Below are 22530 nucleotides of genomic sequence, written 5' to 3'. Positions count from 1 at the left end.
AGATGATCGATTCGCTTTAGCTTTATTTGGACACATAGGATTGCTGCAAATATACTTCACAGATCAATCGTTCATCCAAAGCGATAGCTATAAGCGTCATAACTGTACAGGCAGCACACACCGGATTAACCGGACACTGCTCCTGTTCCTTCCTTATGCTATTATCCCAAACGATGCGGCTTCGGCTTGCTGTAAAGGCAAGCGCAGCTGTCCATACGTTCACTATACCAGCAATCGATACGAATACAAATACAGACCAAACTGCGGCACTCTATCATCAGGTGTTCTGTAATTATCATCATACTTGCATGCATAGATAGGACAACCGATCCTAACCGTAACAGTGCTTGTATGTTCGCCTATAGCATTTCTGAATATCATCGTATTCACAACGATCAAAATGACGTGTCGCTTGTAGGCTATAGCCTATCTACCCGTCGTCTTTTTCTCATCCACTGTTGATTTGCTCGCATCGAAAATGAACGTGCGCTTGCCCGTATTCGTATCGCGCCGGATGAGACGAATAGTTGCCAATTTTCCCCAATCCGCTAATTCCGATCCCGCTTGCTTATACGATGCAACTACCCGCCAAGCGCTACAACCGTGTCCAGCTATCGAATCCGCTGCTGGATCGTAAGATGAGCCTATACTTTCTTTTGCAACATTATCGCTGCCCGGCAATATGCTGTGCTACCAATTGACCTGACAGTGTAACGATCGGCGTGCCGCCCCCCGGATGGGTTGTGCCACCGACATACCATAGCCCTTGCACATCCGGGCTACGATTGCCTGGACGGAAAAAGGTCTGTTTCGTCCCATTCGATGAAATGCCATATATCGCCCCGCGATGCGCATACGTATCACGCTGAATATCTTCCGGCGTATAATGCTGCCACACCGCGCCATGACGAATCCCGTTCAATCCATAGCTTTCCAGCAGCGCGGCGATCCGTTCACCATATGCTTCTCGCTGTTCTCCCCATTTCCAGCGCTCCGACGTATACGGCGCATTAGCGAGAATAAACAGATTGCTGCCGCCATCCGGTGCTAGCTCCGGCTCGGAATAACCGGAATGACAAATGTATAACGTTGGATCGACAGGTGCCGTCTGCTGACCGAAGATCGACTGAAACTCCGGTTTATAATGCTCCGGAAAAAATACAGTATGGTGCAGCAGCCGCTCATACCGCTGTGGCACACCGGCAAGCGTCACGAACCCGGACAATGACGGCTCATACGCCTCAATGCGCCGATCAGTCAGCGAAGGGCGCTCCTGCTCTGACAACAACATCCGTGTCGCGCTAAGCACATCACCGTTCACGATCACAAGCGGTGCCTGATAATTACCACGCGTCGTCTCGACTCCGGTTACGCGTCCAGCGCTAACACCGATGCGCTTCACTTCGGTATTCGTTACTATCGTAACGCCCAGCTCCGCAGCAAGCTGCGCCATCCCGTGCACGATCCGGCTCGTCCCGCCTTTCACCCCATATACACCATCGACCGCTTCTACATGCGCCAACATCGCAAAAATCGCCGGTGCCTCATACGGTGAAGCGCCCACATAAGTCGCATAGCGTCCGAGCAACATCAACGTATGGGGATGGCGAAAATACCGTTTTAACAGCGCCTGCAACGTCGTCAGCGGACGCACACGCAGCAGGCTGCGCCCCATCGATGGCTTCAATTTATCCCGCCACGACAACAGCAGTGTATTCAGAAACTGCCGATCCGCCTCCGCATACATCGCCCCTGCTTCCTGCAAAAAGCGACTGTAATTGCGCGCATCTTCCGGGCTAAAGGCAGCAATCTGCTCGGCGGTATATGCCGCATCCCGGCTCAGATCGACGATATGCCCGTCCGCAAACACATTGCGCGTACGCGGCTCCAGCTCATACAACTGCACATAATCGTCCATCCGACGCCCGGCACGCTCAAACACACTGCGAAACACATGCGGCATCGTAATCGTACTCGGTCCCCGGTCAAAATGGTATCCGTCCAGCTCCAATGCCTGTAACTTGCCGCCAATCGTCGGCTGCTTCTCCAGCACCGTTACCTCATACCCTTCCGTTGCTAGCCCGATCGCACACGATAACCCACCAAATCCAGCACCGATTACAATCGCCCGACGCGAGCGGCTTGATTCATGTCTGTTCATCCGTACGTCCTGCCTTTCCAGCGGTATCCTTTGCCGTTCAAACTGGCGATCCATGAATCTATCAAAATTAAGATCAGACAGAGCGCACTAACCGGCATCAGCAGCCCAAGCCAGCACGATTTGCCGCTAAACCGATCGATTATGCCTTTTGTGATCATCCCGATTAGCACCGCCGCTCCTGCCCATCCGGCAAGTGCGAACTGCGCTGTACATACACTCCAAATCAGCACCACGAGCGGAAACACAAATAACAACCCATAAAACAATGTAATACCCAATACAAGCAACGGACTGCGCCCGGTACCGGCAAAAATATTTTTTTTGTACCCTTCCCATACTTCAGCAGCATTCCGATACATCCGTGCCGATGTATGGCGATGCACATCCGCCAATGTAACCGGATCGCCCGCCTGCTTAACCGCACGTGCCAGCTCCATATCTTCCACGATATGATTGTAAATATGCGCATGCCCACCGCTGCGCGTATAACTGTGCCGGTGCACCATCAGCCACGCTCCAGTTACGGCGAGAAAGACCGGTCTTGGACTACGCCGAATCATCATAATCGGCAAATGGTACCCGATAATAAACGCCATCATCGGCACGACGATATGTTCCAGCCATGTGCCGGTGTCCATGCGCGGAAAGCCGCTGATCAGCCCTGTACGCTGAGCGCGCGCCGTCATCATCGCCGCTTCCAGCGCTTCCGGCTGTAGCCGTACGTCTGCATCGACAAACAGCCACCATTCCCCACACGCATGTAATGACAATTGATGACATGCATACGATTTACCAAGCCATCCTTCCGGCAGCTTGCCACCATGAAACAATTGAATACGATCATCGTGCGCCATCGCTTTATAAATTTCCGCTTCCGTATCATCTTCAGAATGATCATTCATCACCAAAATTTCCAGTTCGATCGTGTCAGCACGACAGGCGCTAATCGATTCCAAACAAGCGCGAATATTGCGTTCTTCATCACGTGCCGGAATAAGCACCGACAATAACGGTTTGCCACCATGTGCGCGACTTACAACGGATGCTGGAAATTCATCATATCGCTGCTCCCACGACTGACGCTGTACCGGTTCGCCCAGCCGTGGCATTTGGCTTAAATTCCAGATCGTAAACGCAAGCTGGAGCAGTAGCCAGCATGTAATGGCAATTAGCAACAGTTCCATCGGCTCACCTTTTTCTCCATTTGCGGTATTGGTCATATTTGTCATCGGTAGAGCGGCGACGCGCAATCAGATCGCGCCCTTCTGGTAACTCGCCAGCTGTGGCGATCATAAGCGAGCGATGATGGTCAAGTTGAGCGGTCAATTGCTGCTCCAAACGCTCACTGCAAACCGCCGCAGATAAAGCGCGCCATTGTTCAACAATGGGCTGACCGATCATCAACCCTGCCTGCAAACGGGAATGCTGAAACAATCCATAATACAATGTGACTGGAATAACCGGAATATGTACGGACGATTGACGCAGCAGCAAGCTAATGCCCGAGCGAAAGCCGAGCGGACGCGTGTCCAGATGCCGAATTTCCCCCTGCGGAAATATCCACACTCGATGTCCAAGCGAGAGCAATTGCCCCCCATAACGCATCGACTGCCGAATATCGGCAGGGCTATCCTTATCGATCGAAAACGCGCCAATTTTGCCAAAAAAGCGGTACCGTTCAAGCTGCCGCTGCTCCATCATCATATAATGCTCGGCGGACGAGGTGCGTTTCAACGCATGATACACAAGCAGCCCGTCCCACCAGGAACTATGATTCATCATATACACCGCCGGCTGCCCGGCAGGCACAACATCCAATTGTCCCTGCATCATAAACGAATGAAAACTGCGCCGCAGCAAATACCAATCATTGTAGCGAACAAACATATGCTCAAACGCGGCTGACTTGTTGGCGGCGATCATACCGATAGCTCCCTTCTGCCAGCACAATGCCGATCAGTCCGGCAACAATCGAACCGCTTAGCCCTTCTTGCCAGGCAAGCAACCCGAACATCAGCAAAATGCCTTGATACAAAAACACCGCTTGCCGTGCAACCGAATGGCTAAGCCGAATGATCGGTATCACCAGCGATAGCACACCACCTACGATAAACCAGGCGATAAAATTGCTCCACGGCACACCATAAAAACCGCCGTCACCGCCCCAGTTCCAAAATCCGCGTGCATCAGCAACCGGATCAAGCACTAGATCGAGAATAATAATCCATACCCCAACCTGTACCGCCCGTAACAGACGTGCACTCATCGTATCCGCCATCATCCGCCCACTCGCCAGCAAAATCCCGCTCGATACGACCGCAATCCACGCAAACCCAAGCGTCCACGGCACACCAAACAGCAGACTGCCAAGAATATTGCTGTATGCATACTCGCCAAATGGCCAACCTGTATGGACACCTAACCATTCCAGTGCCATGCCGCCTAGCCACATCAATGCCGCAGCCGTCAGCAACCGCGGCAAAGTAACGATCTCTCGATTTATGACTGACCAGTCGGACAGTTTCTGTTGAGGATGACTGCGCCGTACGAGAGACAAGGCGTACAGCGCATAAAAGACGAGAAACAACCCGTTTGAGAAATCGAGCATCTGCGGCACACCAATCGTCAACAAAAGTACAGCTCCAATGCCATACCAAATCCAAAATATCCAACCCATACTACGAAACCGCCGGACGATTTAACATGTCCTTGCTCACACCATGACGCTGTGCAATCGCCATCAGCATATGCAGCTTACGCTCATCGCTCACAATCGCCCGCTGTGTGAACACATCGTATTCATTGCCACGAATAACATCCATAATACCGGCATAAAATGTCGCTGCCAGCTCCACCGTAAATGCGCTGCGCTCCGGATACTCATCCAAATCGCCCAGCCCAGTCGCAAACCATTGCTCGGCAAGCAAGCGCAGTTCTTCCATCATCGCGATAAACCGTTCATTGACGATGCCTGCTTCCATGTCCTGCTCGCTATACCCGTGACGATTCATCAGCTCCAGCGGTACATAACGGCGACCACGACGATAATCTTCACCGATATCGCGCATAATATTAACAATCTGCATCCCTTTCCCAAGCGCGATGCCGGAATGACGAATAGGCTCACTATGTTGACCTTTCAGCACAGGCAACAGCATCTCACCGACCGTACCGGCGACCAGATAACAATAATGTTCCAATTCACGCATCGTCGAATAGCGCGTAAATGTCAGATCATACGTCTGCCCATCCATCTGCCGTCTGAACGGCTCCGGCGACAAATCAGGAAACTCGTCAAACAACCAACGTAGCGCTGGCCAAATAAAATGCCCATCCGCACGCTCCAAATGCGCAAACAGCGCCTGCAACTGCTGAATCGTATATGGCGAACGCTCCGGCTCGTCCACACTATCATCAATCATCCGACAAAAAGCATAGATCACATGAACCGCTTCCTTTTGTGGACTGGCTAACCAGCTAAATGCGTAATAAAAGGACGATGAACCATGACGAATCATCTCCTCACAGCTTTTCAGGTCCATTTCGGTTGCGTATTTCAAATTCCCAACTCCTTTAACATTTGCTGTGCAGCCATCCGTGCTCCCTGCATAACGATCGGTACACCGCCACCGGGATGAACGGATGCTCCTGCCGCGTACAAACGGCGAATCGACGGAAACGGGCGCGGCTGTGGACGATATGCCCCGGATTGGCGAATGATCGGCGCGATGCCGAAGCTGCCTCCGCCATACAATCCGCTGCGTTTGGCATCTGCCGGTGTGCGTACTTTTTTCCAGGTGATCGATGTCCGCAATCCTTCCCATCCACGCTCCTCCACCAACGCCAGTACACGTTCAACTAGCTCGCCGGTATCGTGTTCCCAAGCAATGCCCTGTTCATCGGTAACCGGAACGAGAAAATACAGCACACTTTGCCCTGCTGGTGCAGCCTGTGGATCAAGCGCCACCGGATTAAATACATACACCGATGGATGTACAGGCAATTTGCGTTCACCAAACGTTTGACGCAAACTAGCATTCAGATCATGCGGCAAAAAGAACTGATGCGCCAGCTTATCATCCCAGCGGCGATCGGTGCCAGCATAGATCAACACACAACCGCTAGACGGCTGATACGGACGACGCTGCCGCTTCAGCGTAGGCTGCGAATCGGTCAGTAGCTCATAAATAAACGGAAAATCACCATTGTACAGCACCGCATCAAACGGCAATTTCTCGCCATCCGCCTGAATACCAAGACAGACACCATTGCGTACTTCGATATGGTTGACCGTACAATTCAGACGAATAGTAACCCCACGGCTATGCAGTTCTTCACCGATTATACGCGGCAATGTCGCATAACCACCTTGAAGCATCCAGACGCCAAACGCATGCTCAGCATACGGCAGCATCGTGTACAACCCCGGCGTTTTCTCCGGAATGCCGCCGATATACAAACTTTGCAGCGAATACGCTTCACGCAATTGCTGCTGGCGAAAATAAATGCCTGCCGCCTGACTCAAATTACGATATGCACGCAAACTGCGCATTAGCGCTAAATTGCTGCGTGAGAAAAACGTCGACGCATTCGGAAAATCCCGCTCCAAAAAGGACGCTTGTCCACGCGCAAACAATGGACGCATATCGTGCATAAAACGACGAAAGCCCACGCCAGAACCGGGAAACAACCGTTCCAACTCCTCCGTCTGCTGCTCGATACCGCGATGTTTAGTCATTACACGACCATCGGCATAATAAATCCGATATAACGGATCACATTCAATCAGCGGCAACCGCTCACGGCTAATACCGCCTTCTTCCATAATGCTGTGCAGCATCTCCGGCAACAGTACGATCGTCGGGCCTTGATCGATCGCCATCCCGTCATGTTGTTCAAAGGCGATTCGTCCACCAAGACGATCGCTCTTTTCAAAAATAGTTACATCCACATCGCGCTGACTAAGCAATAATGCAGCAGTCAAGCCGCCGATCCCGCCACCAACGATCGCAATTCGTTTACGTCTCATCGTTGCTTCACTCCCGCCAACACCGTGTCCGCAGCTTGCGCATCGGTATGTGATACGCCATCTTGCTTAAAGATCATCGCCGTGCTAATACGTGCCGATTCAAAAATCGTTGGCAAACCGCTACCGGGATGAGTGCCACCGCCAACGAGCCATACATTGTCCACTTCCTCAAACTGATTATGCGGACGAAACGCCATCATTTGTCCTAAATTATGCGTCAAATTAAACACGGCACCTTGGTACACATCCAGCTTGCGCTCCCAATCAAGCGGCGTAAAAAACTCCATTGCCTCAATCCGCGTGCGCAACCGACGCAATTGTGGAATTTGCTCGGCACGATTCAGCATTTGTTGTTTGACCGCTTCACGCTTCGCTTCCCAGTCGGTTGCGCCGCTTAAATTCGGTGTTGGCATAAGCAAATAGAGCGCCGATTTGCCCGCAGGTGCCAGCGTTTTATCCAGCTTGGACGGATTGTGCACGTAAAGTGACGGATCGTCCGACAACGTTTTGAAACGTGTTACCTCATCCACATAACGATGATAATCGTCGGAAAAATGCACAGAATGGTGATCCAGATCGATCTCGCCATCGACACCGAGATATAACATCGCTGCCGAACACGAATACGTTTTGGCTGCTAGACGTTCCGGTGCGTATTTACGTAATACACCCGGCGCAAACAGACGATTCATCGCAGTCGCAAAGTCAGCATTAATGACCACTCGGTCAGCCAAAAGCTGCTCGCCATCCTCAAGCAACACGCCTGTAGCTTTGCCGCTCTCCGTCAGGACTTGTTGTACGCCTCTGGAAGTATGTACGCGTCCGCCATGTTCGGAGATCACTTTTGCCATCGCTTCAAATACAGCATGAATGCCACCAGTTGGATGAAACAAGCCGTAACGGTGCTCAAGGTAAGATAAAATCGTAAATGTACCCGGACATTCCCAAGCGGACATGCCCAAATATTTCGATTGAAACGTAAACGCCTGCTTCAACCGCTCATCATCAAAATATTTCGATAAACGCCCATACACCGTATCGTTCAAATGCAGCTTTGGCAATGCACGGATGACATCGCTGCGCATATAATCGAGCAAACTGGAAAAAGGACGGCGCAGCAGTGGCATTACTTTGTCCAGCTTCACATCTTCTTCTTCCAAATACCGATAATATCCGGCTTCATTGCCCGGAAACAGACGCGCGATCTGCTCCGCCGTATGTTCACGATTGCGCGACGGCTTAAACACCGTATCGCCAAAATGCAAACTGTACAGCGGCGTCAGTTCCTGCATCTCCACATAATTGTGCAGCGAGCGCCCGGACAGTGCAAACAGCTCCTCGATCAGATGCGGCATCATCAGAAAGGTTGCGCCCCGATCAAATCGATACTCGCCAACCTCTAGCCGACCGGAACGTCCGCCGACGACCGGCTGCTTCTCGAACACATCCACCTCGTACCCGTGACTCGCGAGCAACATCGCTGCCGCCAGTCCGCCAGGTCCTGCTCCAACGATAACTGCTTTACGGGCAGATTGAGTCGCTTTCATAACATTCCCCTTCTTCTTGAACTGAAATGATAAATGATAGTGATTTACATCATAACGTAAACATAACTGCATGTCATGATGAGCTAGGAGACAACAATTGTCATACATAAAATACGACAAGTACGATACGTATAATTTGAACCAATACCCGTAAAGTATATATAAACAAATAACACTTGATTTGCACCTCAACCGAACCGATTTTGCCAAATTAAATTCGTTTGTTTTTGAACAAATATTGAACATCGGCAAACAGGAAGCTAGCGACCATTGCGTCAAAAATACGAGTTTGTTGTTATATGGTTATAAAGGTCGTTGCAGTAAGCCAGTCGACAATGGTTGCTGTACGCATATCGTTTGCCTATCGACCGACTGGAAAGGAGCTGCCGCTCATGAATGCATTCCCTCCCAATTCGCCGCCGATTCATACATCGCGTGCAAGCAAACATAAACGCAAACGGCGCCTGCCGCTCATCCGTCTCATGCTCGGTTTGCTCGTAGTATGGCTGATCGCGGTGATGATTTATCAAACCCATAAGCCGCTCCCCGCAGGTGTGTCGTACGAAAGCCCGCTCTATACGGTCGATCATGTTAATTTTTATTATGATCTCACTTATCCAGCGCCTGGCTCAGGGGATCGATTTACCCAAAAACGGCATATTTATGATCGCATTTTGCAAATGGTTGATGAAGCGAATCATTTTATTGTGATCGATATGTTTTTGTTCAATAACTATGTACATAAAGGCCAGCAATATCCGCCGCTTAGCGAAGGGCTTGCCAACCGTTTAATTCAGCGCAAACAGAAGCAGCCTGATTTGCAAATCGTGTTTATTACCGATGAAGTGAATACGAACTACAACTCCAGCCCGAATCCATTGCTCGAAAAAATGAGCCAAGCAGGCATTAACATCATTATGACCGATGTTGATCCACTGCGTGATTCCACACCGCTCTACTCTGCGGTATGGCGTACGTTTTTCCAATGGTTTGGTCAGGCGGGCGAAGGCACGATTCCGAATGCGATGGCAACGAGCGGACCGGATGTGACGATTCGTTCCTATCTGAAACTAATTAACGTCAAAGCCAATCATCGCAAGGCGGTCATTACCGATCGCAGTGCGCTTGTTTCGACAGGAAATGTGCATGATGCGAGCGCATATCATTCCAATGTCGCATTTGAAGTACAAGGCGCGATTATCGGTGATCTGCTCAAGGCGGAGCAGGCAGTTGTCGATCTGTCCGGCTATTCGCTTAAGCTGCCGACCTATACGGCTACTGCATCGAACACAGCGGATAGCGATAGCGCTACCAGCCATACAGCAACTGTAAATACGCCTGCTGGAAATGAGCCAACTATGCATGCGACAACAGATGATGTTGAAGCTAGCAACAACGACGCGGCAGCTGCTTCTGCAGAGCAAACATACACTGCCTCCTTTCATACCAAACAAACCGCTCAACAGCAGGGAAGTTCCGATAATTACGATAGTGCAAGTATAGCTAACTACGATAGCACAAATATAGCGTCTACGATTGCAACGGAGGAAGCGCACGCGTCAGGCACTGGCACTGCTACTTCTACTAGTACTGCCAACCCTACCACACCGGCGGACAATACTGCACCTGCTAACAGCTCGGATAAAATCCAAATTCGTTATCTGACCGAAGGCAAAGTGTACAATCGCGTGCTGGAAGCGATCGGCAATACGCAAAAAGGCGATACATTATGGATGGGCATGTTTTATCTTGCCGATCGGCAGGTGACGAGTCGGCTGCTTGCTGCCGCTGAACGCGGTGTGATGATTCGCCTTATTTTGGACCCGAACCAAAACGCATTTGGACAGGACAAAATCGGGATTCCGAACCGCCCAGTTGCCGCTGAGCTGAATGACAAATCGAACGGACGTATCGGCATTCGCTGGTACAATACGACTGATGAGCAGTACCATACGAAGCTAATGTACATTCACAAGCCAAGCGGCAAAGACTTGATTATCGGCGGTTCATCCAACTTTACCCCACGCAATCTCAAAGACTACAATTTGGAAAACGATCTATGGATGAGCGCCTCGAATCAAAATCCGTTAATGGTTCAGGTGAACAGCTACTTTAATATGCTGTGGAACAACGACGGCGAGCAGTATACGATGCCGCTCAGCATGTATCAGGAGCAGACGACATGGCTCAAAGATATCGCTTACCGGTTACAGCTTATTCTCGGGTTCACTACATTTTGATGCTTGCACGCCTGCAGGAGAGGTCGATTCATATGACCTCTCTTTTTTATGGTAGCTGAAATTGCGGTCTGCTTTCATCCATCTCTATGTGGATATGTGTGGATATACGTAGCTAGCAAACGATCTCAACGAAAAATAAGCAACGACCATTAGCAATCTCTACGGGATATGTCAAAGTGTACACAATCACTCGACTGCATTAACTATACTGAATTGGCTGGCGTTGTCGGACTGTTCCAAGCGCTGAACGATCCAACATCAGCATACGATTAAAATTGATATCAATTTTAAATAAGTCACTCTAGCTGTCGCTTCGTATCGTTGCAGCTTATCCCGACATTACGATCGCTATGTCCAACAGCGTCCAAATCTCGTATTGGATGAACATACAGTGCTAATCGCAGTTAAATTTACAAGGTTGACTTTAAAATCCCATTCCTTTATGATTTACCTAACGACCGTTAGGTAGGTGGATATATTGAATGTAAAACAACAATTGTTGGTGATCGGATTGTCTCATTTTGCCTGTGATGGATATGAAGGAGCTTCACTTGCTCGCATCGCTGCGGAAGCAGGCATTAAAAAGCCTTCCATTTACGCTCACTTTAACAGCAAAGCCGATCTGTTTTTGCGTGTACTTCATCGTGCTGCACGGCTACAGCGGCATTCGATCCGGCGCTATATGTTACAGCATCACAACAAGCCGCTGGAATACAAACTACATGGGCTGCTGGAACATATGCAGCAATTGTATCATTCAGATGATACGATCAAGTTTGTGATGCGCATGTCATTTTTCCCGCCGAAAGAGCTGGAAGCGCAAGTATTGCCGTTCATTTATCATATGTTGGACACATTCGAACAGCAGTTAGTGCGCTTGTTGGAGCACGATCTGCGCAGCGAACGACGGACGATTACGGTGTCTGCTGTACAGGCAGCACGCGCTTATATGACGTGTGCGGATGGTATTTTGCTGGAAATGTTATACGGTCAGGAACAGCGCTCAGTGCAACGACTGGATGCGACTTGGCCGATTTATTGGACTGGATTGACAGGAAAGGAGTAACATGTATTATGAATCGCAATTGGTTGTATGTATTTATCGGCGGATTGATTGAGGTCGTCTGGGTATCTGGCTTGAAACATGCTGCTACACCTGGACAATGGACATTAACCGCAATCGGGATCACGATTAGCTTTTATTTGATTATTCAGGCGTCACGGCGGTTGCCTGTCGGTACGGTTTATGCGGTTTTTACCGGGCTTGGTACAGGGGGGACGGTAGCGGCGGAGATGTTTATTTTTGGCGAGCCTGTAAACTTGGCGAAGATCGCGCTTATTGTACTGTTGCTCGCAGGGGTAATCGGGCTGAAGCTTGTGACCGATAAAGATCATCAGGCTGCGGCAAAGGCAGGTGAAGCATAATGTATTGGCTCAGTTTAGTTATTGCCGGGGCGTTTGAAGTGTTGGGCGTAATTTCGATGAATCGGATCATTCGCAAGCGCTCACTAGTTAATGTACTCATGATGATCGTGGCGTTTACGGGCAGTTTCTCGTGTCTGACGATTGCGATGAACGGCATTTCGATGGGAACCGCTTATGCGGTATGGACGGGAATCGGCACAGTCGGTGGCGCACTTGTCGGCATGCTCATGTATAATGAAGCAAGAAGCGGATTGCGCATCCTGTTCATCGCCATGATTATTACGTCAGCGGTCGGCTTAAAGCTGATTGCCTGATCGATCGTATCCCGTTTGCTGCGGGACGACCATTACAGCACGATCGATGACACTCGTGCCAATCCGATTATGACTTTGCAATGTTGAAGGAGTAGTTGGCATGATTACGACAGTTACACTCAATACGGCGCTTGATGTGATTTACCAGGTGCCTGCTCTGCGTCCGAATACGGTGCATCGCATTGAAGACGCGATTACACTTCCAGGCGGCAAAGGCGTCAATGCGGCACGCATTATTCGTCAGCTAGGTGAACCGGTGACGGCTGCCGGGCTCATCGCCGGGCATAACGGGCGTAAGCTCGTTTCGCTGCTACGGCAAGAACAGGTCGGGTGCCGATTTACCGAAGCCGATGGCGAGACACGACTTGCGATTACGATACTGGATGAAAGTCGTCACACGCAAACCGAACTGATCGAGCAAGGGGCAGCGGTCACCGCCGCACAGCTTGATTTGCTGGAACAAACGGTGGCGGAGCTAGCGTCCTGCTCTAGCTGGGTGCTATTTTCCGGCAGCTTGCCGCAGCAATGTCCGCCGGATGTGTATGTGCGGCTGATCGAGATCGCCCGCCGCAATGGCGCTTGTACTGCGCTCGATAGTAGCGGTGAGGCGTTAATGCATGGAATGAAGGCAACGCCGTATACGGTCAAACCGAATGAACAGGAAGCGTGTGAATGGGCGGGCATTGCACCGGATAGCAGCAATCGGCAAGAACGACTGCAACAAGCGTTAACCGCCATGCTCGATCACGGAATCGAGCTGCCGGTCATCTCGCTCGGCGCGGAAGGTGCGATTGCGGCTGAACGTTCTACCGGCTCCTTTTACCGGATACGGGTGCCACGATTGCCGATTGCAAGTGCACTCGGCAGTGGCGATGCGATGATTGCCGGGATGATCGTGTCCGCCAGTCGCGGTGGCGGAGCACAAGCGATGCTGCGGTTAGGTACGGCTTGTGGCAGTGCCTGTGCGCTGCAACCGGCTGCCGGCTGGATCGATACCGACGATATTACCGATATCGGCAATGAGATTGCAATAGAAAAATCCCCTGTAGCCTAAGGCTCAGGGGATCATTGTCGTTGTGCGTGCTCCAAAACGTACGTCCATAAAAATCTCACCGGTTTGCTGATCGCTGACGACAAAATTTATCTCCTGCGGGACCAATTCCTTTAGCGCATACTGTCTTGCCCAATCAAGTGAAGGGAATTCCCTCGTCTGATCAAATGATCGGACGGTGATCTTTGGCAGTAATTCTTTGTAGTGGCTCAAGGTGCAAACCTCCTTTATTACTCCATTAGACAATCCGAATAGATTTGAATCCGCTTACAAGAAATTTATTCCATTTATTTAAAAATATAAACCGATGTGGAAAAATCGGTATGAATATATCCATTGGAACATTTGCGCATATACGGTTTACCATTTAACCAACGCAAGTTGAACGAGCGCAAGTGAAAATAATGAAAAGGACAGCTTATACTAGCTGCTCAAATGATGTGTATCCATTATGTTACACATTAATCGATACTGTGCCTAGAGGTTTTGTACCTATTCCAAGTTTGTGTAATTAGGGCAATAACGAATAGCGCCTAATTCGTATAGATGCAATCAGGCGCCAGTTTTCCACATCATCATGAGCATTACCGTACATCATTGGCTAAATTGGATACGACCCGCACACATTCGCCATGCTCAATTCATGCTCTGGATTGTAAAAAGTTCAAGCGTGCCGGCGAATTTGCCCGGCATAATGTCGCAGATCAGCGCGGTCATGCTGCAAATAGGCTTGTACCATCGCCGCCCATTGCTCGTATAGCGAGCCAGGTGCAGTTTCAGTTAGCCAAGCGCATAGCTTATCTGTCCAGATGAGCAAATAATGTTCAATAAAATCAAGCTGTGCCTGAATAACAGCAGCTTGCTCCAGCGGACGTTGTTCGCTCTCCGCCAATCGCTCGGCAAGCAATGACATAAATTCCAGTTCGATCGCGATATGATCATCCGATTCATGATCCATCTTTTTAAACGTAATACCTGCATGGGCATAGACGGAATTCAGTATCGCTTCATATCCGCACGGCTCCTGTTCACCGCATACATAATGGGCGGCACGCAGATGATCTTCACCATTTTGCTCATCTAACAAACGCTCATAGGCTGCATTATGCTGTGCAGCAGACTGCACAATCGCTGCAAGCGATGTCCGCTCCAATTCAGACAGCAAGGAATACGAACGAACACTCAGCTGCTGAATGCGTCCGGCATCACGGCGCCATTCGATCAGCTTGGACAGCGTTGGCTTACGTTGCAGCATTTCACTTAACAAACGATACGTCATCACCCGACTGTACAACCAATCGATGCTCGTCTTTACTTCCGTATTCACTGTCATCTGAAATACACTCCTTGTGATTTTATTCACTACTTTATTGCACGCAATACGTTATGATTACAATCAATGTACTGAACACTGATGATCATATTATGATCGGTAACGACAATAGATCATTCGTTTTAGGCTTACCTACATTGTAACCGATATCACAAGCGAGATGTGCATTTTGCCCATTCGTTCATAAAATAGTCAACAATGCCTGGCAGCTGCTTTAGTTGCCAGGCATTTGTTTTAAAATATACAGGCGTCTTGCCATTTCATACGCCTCTGGATCATTCATATTGTATAGACACCACGGTGTCAGATCATACGATCGTTCATGCTCATCCTGTTCTTCCTTTAGCAACTGTTCGAGCGGTATTTCCACCTGATTGTGCTGTTCTAGCCAATCCATCACTTTAAGCTGGCGCTGCTCTAACGCTGTCTGCAATGATGGTAGTACTGTGCGATGGTACAAAGCATACAGCGGATGTATACGTCCCTCGTACGATGGAAATGCTGCCTGCGCCAATGGAATCTGCCCTTCTTCCACATTGCTATCACCGAACATTGTCGCCGTTTTCATCATCAACCGGATCAGACTGGCGCTGGCAAATGGCATATCACATGCCGCCAGTATGTACCAGGTGGCATCTATATGCTTCATGCCCGCGTACAATCCTGCCAGCGGCCCTAAACCGGGATAATCGTCCGCCGCTACAGGCAAATGAAGAAAGTCATAACTGTGCTGATCCGATGCAGCCAGACAAACATGTGGCGTACATTGCAATAATGTATCGGCTACACGCTGAATGACCGGTTTGCCACCGATATCAAGCAATGCTTTATCTCTGCCCATCCGACGCGACTGCCCGCCAGCCAGCAAAATAGCTGCAAGATCAATTCTCATCTGTATTCCTCCTGTCTGGTGAAAAATCAGTGCACGGCAATATCATTGCTATGCTTGCCTTGTTAGCCTATTATGCTTGTTTCGTGTGCTGCTTGCTTGCCGATGCTACCGAGCAGTCCGTGTTCCTCCTCCACAAGCACTTCTTCTATTCAGCTTTGTAAACGTATTGTTGAAGCATGATTGTCGTTCAGCTTCATATCCTGCTTGTTTCCGCACGATGCTCGTTCAACTTTATTTTGCTTCTGCATGGACGATGCCAAACTTTGAACGATCTAAATCGATTTATGTTATGTATCGATGCTACAATCAACTGCCGACTTTATTATAAACCTTACTACAACTGAAACCAAACGGTTTATGATTACGCTTACAAATTAAATGGCTTTTGACGCTACTGTAATCCATAGTTAGGCGAATTTGGCGTAAAATGGTTTGTATCCCCTTTCAACAAATGATACAGTGAAGTACATATCGCCTTGAAAGGATTGTCGCAGCTTGAGTTCCATAACCTCCAAATCTCCTTTTGCTACCCTTCGCTGGTATACGTTTTTTATTTACGGGACGATGGTTATTTTCACCAGTTTCTTTCAGCTTTATTTGCAAGATGTCGGTATGAGCCAGAGCGAGATTGGCGCATTGATGGCAATCGGGCCATTTGTATCGTTGTTTGCGAATCCATTCTGGGGCTATCTTGGTGATCGCTGGCAAAATGTCCGTTTGGTGCTGCTGGCGATGATGATCGGCACATTAGTACTCGTGCAGATCGTATTCAATGTGCAAAATTACACGCTGATCTATATTGTAATGACTTGCTTTTTCTTTTTCCAGACACCGATGTTTGCGCAATCGAGCACATTGATTCTAAATTATATCGATGGCACGCCTTACAAATTCGGCGGCTTTCGGCTGTACGGTTCGCTCGGCTGGGCACTGACGGCAATTGTAGCTGGTCCGGTCATTGATCAGCTCGGTGTACCGCGCATCGGCATCGTGTTTACCGCGCTGTTGTTAGTGGCGATTTTGTTGATCGTGCTGTTGCCGCCACAAGAGCGGAGCGCAGGCGGGGCGGCTCCAATCAGCTGGTCGACGCTCAAGCAGATTGGCGGCAATTTATATTTTATCGGCTTTATCGTACTCGGTGTGCTCGTGTCCATTCCTAATATGATGAACAGTACGTTTCTGTCGCTCTATGTAATTGAGTTGGGCGGTTCCAAAAGTATGGTCGGCTGGGCGGTATTTGCTTCGTCCATTTTTGAAGCGGTATTGTTTCTGCTGTTTGATCGCTTTTTGCGCCGTAACGTATCGTTTATGATCGGCTGGCTGGCGATCGTTAGCCTGTTGTTCACATTCCGCTGGCTGCTGATGGCGGAAGCGGTTAGCCCGATTCAGATTATTTTCATTCAATTGCTGCATGCTGTTACGTTTGGCGGCTACTTTTATGTCGGTACACAGCTGACGATGATGTTTGTGCCTAACGCGTTCCGCAGCTCTGGTCAAGCGCTGTATACGATGACATGGAGCGGTGTATCCGGTGTGATCGCCGGCTTCCTCGGCGGCTGGCTGTTCCAAAATTTCGGTTCAGAGCAAATGTATCTGGCTGGCGTCGCTTTGTCGCTCACGGGTTCGATCGGCTTTACATTGATGTGGCTGCATGTGCGGCGAACCGGGTATCGTTTGCCAGAGGAAGAAGGGTAATGATCCATATCTATGATGGAAAATGACGATTATGCTTTCCAAAACTCACTGTTACTAATCAAAAGGCGCTATCCCTAATTTGGGATAACGCCTTTTATCGTTCATCGTTATTCATTAATCGTTAGTGATGTAAGGCAACTGTCGTTAGCGTACGCTAGTCGTTCGATACGTAGTCCTATCGCTTATACATGATCCAAAAGGCGATCTTGTTGAATGAAGATCGTAGCCATACGTCTACTGTATCGCTTACTGTATCGCTGCTACGCTAACTTACGCCTTCGGCAGCTTAAACGAGCTTTTCATCGATACGATCAAGTTAAATACCGGATCGCCTGGCATCGTATATTTAGGATCAGCGCTGAAATAGCCGTGCCGGAAAAATTGATAGCGATCAAAGGCAGCCGTCTCTTTCAAACCTGGCTCTACAAAGCCGTGTACGACTTCGAGCGAGTTCGGATTGATCGAATCGAGGAATGTTTTCTCCGGAATGTCGTCGTTACCACCAGCGGTTTCTTCGACCAGTTCTTCTTCCTCCGCCTTGATTAGCGGCTCATACAGACGGAATTCCGCCGGTACTGCCTGTGAAGCTTCGACCCAGTGAATCGTGCCTTTAACTTTACGTGCGTTAAAATCGCTACCGCTCTTGGTTTCTGGATCATACGTACAATGAATTTCTACCACATTGCCGTTCTCATCTTTGATGAAATCATTGCATTTAATAAAATACGCATGTTTCAGCCGCACTTCATTACCAGGGTACAAACGATGATATTTGGGTGGCGGCACTTCCATAAAGTCATCTTGCTCGATATAAATTTCACGCGAAAATGGAATTTGACGTGTGCCCATTGCTTCATTTTCGGGATTGTTTTCGGCATCCAGCATCTCCACTTGTCCTTCCGGATAGTTGGTGATGACCACTTTGAGCGGACGCAATACGCCCATCGTACGCGGCACGGTCAGCTTTAAATTTTCACGGACAAAATGATCCAACATTTGCAGATCGATAATGCCTTGGCTTTTGGAAATACCGGTTTCGTACACAAATGAACGCAGCGCTTCCGGTGTATAACCACGGCGTCGCAAACCCGAGATCGTTGGCATACGCGGATCATCCCAGCCATCGACGATATTTTCGTCCACCAGCAATTTCAGCTTACGCTTACTCGTCAACGTCTGCGCCACATTCAAGCGACCGTATTCATATTGATGCGGCTCAGCATCCACTTCACATTCACGGATGACCCAGTCGTAAAATGGGCGCTGATCTTCAAACTCTATCGTACAGAGGGAGTGTGTAATATGTTCATACGCATCTTCCAGCGGGTGCGCGTATGTGTACATCGGATAAATGCACCATTTGTCACCGGTATTGTGATGCTCCAGATGAGCAATCCGATAAATGACCGGATCACGCATATTAATATTCGGGGAGCCCATATCGACTTTGGCACGCAGCACCTTTTCCCCGTTACCAAATTTACCAGCGCGCATTTGACGGAACAGCTCTAGGTTTTCCTCGACACTGCGCTCGCGATACGGGCTGTTCGTGCCCGGCTCGGTCAATGTTCCACGTGTCTCACGAATTTGCTCGGCAGTTTGATCATCTACATAAGCAAGCCCTTTGGTAATAAGCAGCTCTGCTTTGTCGTACATAAAATCAAAATAATCGGATGCAAAATATTTGCCGTCCCACTCATAACCAAGCCATTTCACATCTTCTTCAATCGCCCGTACGTATTCGTCATCTTCTTTCGCCGGGTTCGTATCATCAAAACGCAAATGCGTTTGACCACCAAACTCGTCCGCCAGCGCAAAGTTCACCCAGATCGCTTTGGCATGACCGATATGAAGATAACCGTTCGGCTCCGGCGGGAAGCGGGTCACCACTTTGTTGACCTTGCCGGACTTCAGGTCTTCGGTAATGATTGTTTTAATAAAATTAGAAGGAGTCAAATTCGAGTTCTCCATACCTATCAACCTTTCATCGTTCAGTTTCTGTTGCGAATACATCTATTATAACGGTTATACAGGCATAGGCAAGGCGGTTCGCCTGTTATCCATATACTGATACCGCATTCATACGTGTCGTGACACGCATTTCCGCTTTTGACGACCGCTCTGGAATACGATAGCATAGACAATAAAATGCAGAAAGGAGCGTGCCCTATGCAACCGCTCAAACTGCCTCGTGAGACACGCGAGACGATGATTGCAAACATTCAACAGTTTTTTGAAATGGAGCGTGGCGAGACGATCGGTGAGCTTGCCGCCGATCACGTGCTCGATTTTGCCATCAAAACGATCGGTCCGCATCTGTACAATCAGGCGCTGGCGGACTGCCGTGCGCTCGTTAATGAACGGATGGCGGCAATGGAAGAAGATATGTATGCGCTAGAGCAGCGTACTACACTGCGTCCGCGCTAATAGGCTATCATGCGCATACGCACCGATATACATCATACACGTACGCAAATGACGCGGGCGGTAATCTATAAAAGCAAGCCGGCAACAGACAGATGGTAAGCAACTCCAATCTGCTCACAGCTGTCCTTTGCCCGCCATGCCATTCATGATTGTGCGCCTATGCCAAATGACCGAAAGAGAGGACACGCCGTATGTTCACCTACATATTGGATGAAGAAACCGAGCTGCGCCCATTGGAACCGTCTCATGCGCGGCATATTTATCAGTTGATCGATCAATCACGCGCCTATCTGCGTGAGTGGCTGCCGTGGGTCGATGCGACGACTTCGCTTGCAGCGAGCGAGGAGTTTATCCGTGCCAGCCTCACCCAAGCGATGGAAAATGGCGGTTGGAACGCAGGTATCTGGTATAAAGGTCAATTTGCCGGCATAATCGGCTTTCATGAGATTAACTGGAACCATCGCTCGGTCGGCATCGGCTATTGGTTGGGCGAGCGTTTTCAAGGCAATGGACTGATCACATCATCACTGCGTGCCATGCTGGATTATGCGTTGGTCGAGCTCAATTTGCATCGGGTAGAAATTCGTTGTGCGACCGGCAATATACGCAGTCGAGCCGTGCCGGAGCGACTTGGGTTTATTTTGGAAGGCATTATTCGTGAAGCAGAGTTGCTGCCTGCCGGCTATGCGGATCATGCCGTATATGGCATGTTGCAGCAGGAATGGAAGCTGAAGCGGTAATTTGCCGCTAATTGTTCATCACGCCAAACACCACGTTCAGACGGTTAACCGCAGGCATGTGGTGTTTGGGCACGTTTATTATTTGCAAAAAGCGGTACTGATCATGTATCATATGCACATTATTTATACTGTATCGATGACTGATGCTAGTTACAATAAGCCTGTTTGGATCACCAATCATACGTTGTGTAGATGATTGATGTTGCGTACGATCGTCAAATGCAATGTTCATGTTCGATTATTCGGCGGGAACATCCAAGCTTTTGGCAACTTTCAACAGTAGCTTTGCATGTTGAGCCCAAAAAGGCTGTCGTACTTTGGCGTAGAAATGATACTCCACATCGTCTTTGGACACATACACCATATCGTACAGTATTTGCTTGCCCTCTTTGCCAATTACAAGTGTACCTTTTTTGCCGTTATCCAAAACAACCTGCTGGCGCTGTACATGTTGATCATCATCATGATATGGATCGGACACATCCTTCATATAATTGGCAGCATATACGCTAATCTCGATATCCGGATTGCCAACATATAACGGCTTTCCGTCCCCATTGTCTGACTCCTCACCGGCTGTCCATGTAGCAGGATACGCGATCGAATAACCATAACGAGCGTTTACATAATGATCAAACGCTACTTGCTGCTGATGTGCCGCCGAGCTTTGCTTTTGTTCGGCTGAAAGGGAGTCGGCGGTCGCTGTGGAAGAAGTTTCCGCTTGAGTGGACATTTCGGGTATGGCGGTGGATCGAGCAGAAGTCGTTTCTGTCTGTGCAGTTGTACTCTCACCATCCTTATTTGCACTTTCATTGATCACAGTTTCAGTTGGCGACGATGCGCTGAGCGCGGATTGGGCTGCTGTGCCAGTATTGGAACAAGCTGCACAGATGAACAGCATCCCGATAGCAGTACATGTGAGCAGTATGTTTTGCATGCTAATTCCCCTTTCGGCGATGTATTCATGTTATCGTATGACTTGCAAACGATAAGCTTCGTCTGTTTATAGTATAGGGAATATAGAGCAGTTTTGCATATATGGCTTCTGTTAGCTTAGTTTGAAGTGAACTTGAATTATGACAACCGTGTACAGCTATCGCTGCTATACCTTTGTGAACCGCTCCGGCTTAAGCAAACTAAACTTTTATGCTCTCTTTAAGTGCATTTAAGTTTGATTTAAGCTATCACGGTTAAGATAGCTATGCAACACATTATTTATGAAAGCTTAGCAAAGAGAGGTATCCATATGAAACGCACGACCATCAATCACCGTGTTCGCAAGAGCAAAGGGATGATCAGTACACTGCTGCTTGGCATCGCGATCAGCAGTCTGTTGCTTGGAGAGCAGGCTAATGCACAATCCGTCGCTAAGACGTCTAACGGCTCCTCCGTTGTTCGGCAACAGCAAGACCGGTTCTTGAGTACAATCGGCGCCGATTCAGATGAGGATGTCTATGATGAACTGTACCAAGGTGGCAGCCTTGCCGATACGGCACGGCGCAATCACAAAAACCCGCAAGCTATTATTGACTTGCAGGTCGCACAAATGAACGAAATGTTGACACAGCGGCTGATCGATGGAATGATTACGCCTGATACATACCGGGCGCAAAAGGATGAGCTGACCGAGTTGATCACCAAAAGCGTGTACGGCCAGCATCCTTATAACCTGTAGG

At 49.1% G+C, this 22530-nt stretch carries 21 protein-coding genes; 9 read left to right on the top strand and 12 right to left on the bottom strand.

Translation table 11 applies throughout. The features are described 5' to 3' along the window. Positions 1-664: 664 nt before the first annotated feature. The 7 genes from U1I11_RS12490 to U1I11_RS12460 are packed head-to-tail and all read right to left on the bottom strand — an operon-like array spanning position 665 to position 8737. Positions 665-2161, bottom strand: coding sequence for a phytoene desaturase family protein (locus tag U1I11_RS12490; RefSeq protein WP_322906459.1), 1497 nt, complete (start codon positions 2159-2161; stop codon positions 665-667). After that, a complete protein-coding gene (locus U1I11_RS12485) occupies positions 2158-3381 on the bottom strand; it encodes a glycosyltransferase family 2 protein (RefSeq protein ID WP_322906458.1) in 1224 nt (407 codons plus the stop codon). The genes U1I11_RS12490 and U1I11_RS12485 overlap by 4 nt, the downstream gene beginning before the upstream one ends. Next, a complete protein-coding gene (locus U1I11_RS12480; protein WP_322906457.1) occupies positions 3350-4084 on the bottom strand; it encodes a lysophospholipid acyltransferase family protein in 735 nt (244 codons plus the stop codon). Before U1I11_RS12480 ends, U1I11_RS12485 begins: the two co-directional genes overlap by 32 nt. Next, complete coding sequence (locus U1I11_RS12475; protein WP_322906456.1) at positions 4053-4793, bottom strand: carotenoid biosynthesis protein; 741 nt, start codon at positions 4791-4793, stop codon at positions 4053-4055. Before U1I11_RS12475 ends, U1I11_RS12480 begins: the two co-directional genes overlap by 32 nt. A 46-nt stretch (positions 4794-4839) precedes the next feature. Further along, positions 4840-5721: a phytoene/squalene synthase family protein gene (locus U1I11_RS12470; RefSeq protein ID WP_322906455.1), complete on the bottom strand. Its 882-nt coding sequence runs from the start codon at positions 5719-5721 to the stop codon at positions 4840-4842. Beyond that, positions 5718-7190, bottom strand: coding sequence for a phytoene desaturase family protein (locus U1I11_RS12465; protein WP_322906454.1), 1473 nt, complete (start codon positions 7188-7190; stop codon positions 5718-5720). The genes U1I11_RS12470 and U1I11_RS12465 overlap by 4 nt, the downstream gene beginning before the upstream one ends. Further along, a complete protein-coding gene (locus U1I11_RS12460; RefSeq protein WP_322906453.1) occupies positions 7187-8737 on the bottom strand; it encodes a phytoene desaturase family protein in 1551 nt (516 codons plus the stop codon). Before U1I11_RS12460 ends, U1I11_RS12465 begins: the two co-directional genes overlap by 4 nt. A gap of 392 nt (positions 8738-9129) precedes the next feature. Here U1I11_RS12460 and U1I11_RS12455 point away from each other — a divergent pair, with 392 nt between their 5' ends. The 5 genes from U1I11_RS12455 (at position 9130) to U1I11_RS12435 (ending at position 13770) form a co-directional block, all read left to right on the top strand. Then, complete coding sequence (locus U1I11_RS12455; protein ID WP_322906452.1) at positions 9130-10977, top strand: phospholipase D family protein; 1848 nt, start codon at positions 9130-9132, stop codon at positions 10975-10977. Between the two features lie 478 nt (positions 10978-11455). Next, positions 11456-12043: a TetR/AcrR family transcriptional regulator gene (locus U1I11_RS12450; RefSeq protein ID WP_322906451.1), complete on the top strand. Its 588-nt coding sequence runs from the start codon at positions 11456-11458 to the stop codon at positions 12041-12043. An 8-nt stretch (positions 12044-12051) separates the two neighbouring features. Then, complete coding sequence (locus tag U1I11_RS12445; protein ID WP_322906450.1) at positions 12052-12402, top strand: DMT family transporter; 351 nt, start codon at positions 12052-12054, stop codon at positions 12400-12402. Then, the gene (locus tag U1I11_RS12440) at positions 12402-12716 is read left to right on the top strand and encodes a DMT family transporter (RefSeq protein WP_322906449.1); all 315 of its coding nucleotides are present in this window, start codon (positions 12402-12404) and stop codon (positions 12714-12716) included. The genes U1I11_RS12445 and U1I11_RS12440 overlap by 1 nt, the downstream gene beginning before the upstream one ends. Before the next feature lie 100 nt (positions 12717-12816). Continuing rightward, entirely contained in the window at positions 12817-13770 is a 954-nt protein-coding gene (locus tag U1I11_RS12435) for a 1-phosphofructokinase family hexose kinase (protein ID WP_322906448.1), read from the top strand. A gap of 3 nt (positions 13771-13773) precedes the next feature. On the opposite strand, the gene U1I11_RS12430 is transcribed toward U1I11_RS12435, so the two are convergent. The 3 genes from U1I11_RS12430 to mobA all read right to left on the bottom strand — a co-directional run bounded on the left by U1I11_RS12430 (position 13774) and on the right by mobA (position 15992). Next, entirely contained in the window at positions 13774-13980 is a 207-nt protein-coding gene (locus U1I11_RS12430; RefSeq protein ID WP_322906447.1) for a hypothetical protein, read from the bottom strand. Positions 13981-14431: 451 nt separating this feature from the next. Then, entirely contained in the window at positions 14432-15100 is a 669-nt protein-coding gene (locus tag U1I11_RS12425; protein WP_322906446.1) for a TorD/DmsD family molecular chaperone, read from the bottom strand. 214 nt (positions 15101-15314) lie between these two features. After that, a complete protein-coding gene (mobA, locus tag U1I11_RS12420) occupies positions 15315-15992 on the bottom strand; it encodes a molybdenum cofactor guanylyltransferase (RefSeq protein WP_322906445.1) in 678 nt (225 codons plus the stop codon). Between the two features lie 495 nt (positions 15993-16487). Here mobA and U1I11_RS12415 point away from each other — a divergent pair, with 495 nt between their 5' ends. After that, entirely contained in the window at positions 16488-17687 is a 1200-nt protein-coding gene (locus U1I11_RS12415) for an MFS transporter (RefSeq protein ID WP_322906444.1), read from the top strand. 270 nt (positions 17688-17957) lie between these two features. Here U1I11_RS12415 and U1I11_RS12410 read toward each other — a convergent pair whose 3' ends face one another. After that, complete coding sequence (locus U1I11_RS12410) at positions 17958-19658, bottom strand: glutamine--tRNA ligase/YqeY domain fusion protein (RefSeq protein ID WP_322906443.1); 1701 nt, start codon at positions 19656-19658, stop codon at positions 17958-17960. 198 nt (positions 19659-19856) lie between these two features. Here U1I11_RS12410 and U1I11_RS12405 point away from each other — a divergent pair, with 198 nt between their 5' ends. Together U1I11_RS12405 and U1I11_RS12400 are read left to right on the top strand one after the other, a co-directional pair. Further along, positions 19857-20114, top strand: a complete 258-nt coding sequence (locus U1I11_RS12405) for a DUF2164 domain-containing protein (protein ID WP_322906442.1) — start codon at positions 19857-19859, stop codon at positions 20112-20114. A 191-nt stretch (positions 20115-20305) separates the two neighbouring features. Further along, positions 20306-20854 (top strand): GNAT family N-acetyltransferase, encoded by a 549-nt coding sequence (locus tag U1I11_RS12400; RefSeq protein WP_322906441.1) that lies wholly within the window; start codon positions 20306-20308, stop codon positions 20852-20854. Positions 20855-21092: 238 nt separating this feature from the next. Here U1I11_RS12400 and U1I11_RS12395 read toward each other — a convergent pair whose 3' ends face one another. Continuing rightward, positions 21093-21791: a hypothetical protein gene (locus U1I11_RS12395; RefSeq protein WP_322906440.1), complete on the bottom strand. Its 699-nt coding sequence runs from the start codon at positions 21789-21791 to the stop codon at positions 21093-21095. Between the two features lie 309 nt (positions 21792-22100). Between U1I11_RS12395 and U1I11_RS12390 the strand changes: the two genes are divergently transcribed. Beyond that, positions 22101-22529, top strand: coding sequence for a hypothetical protein (locus U1I11_RS12390; RefSeq protein WP_322906439.1), 429 nt, complete (start codon positions 22101-22103; stop codon positions 22527-22529). Position 22530: the final 1 nt, after the last annotated feature.

This window comes from Paenibacillus campi (assembly GCF_034659835.1).
GTDB classification, from domain to species: Bacteria; Bacillota; Bacilli; order Paenibacillales; family Paenibacillaceae; genus Saccharibacillus; species Saccharibacillus campi.
This window is presented reverse-complemented; position numbering and strand designations above follow the sequence as displayed.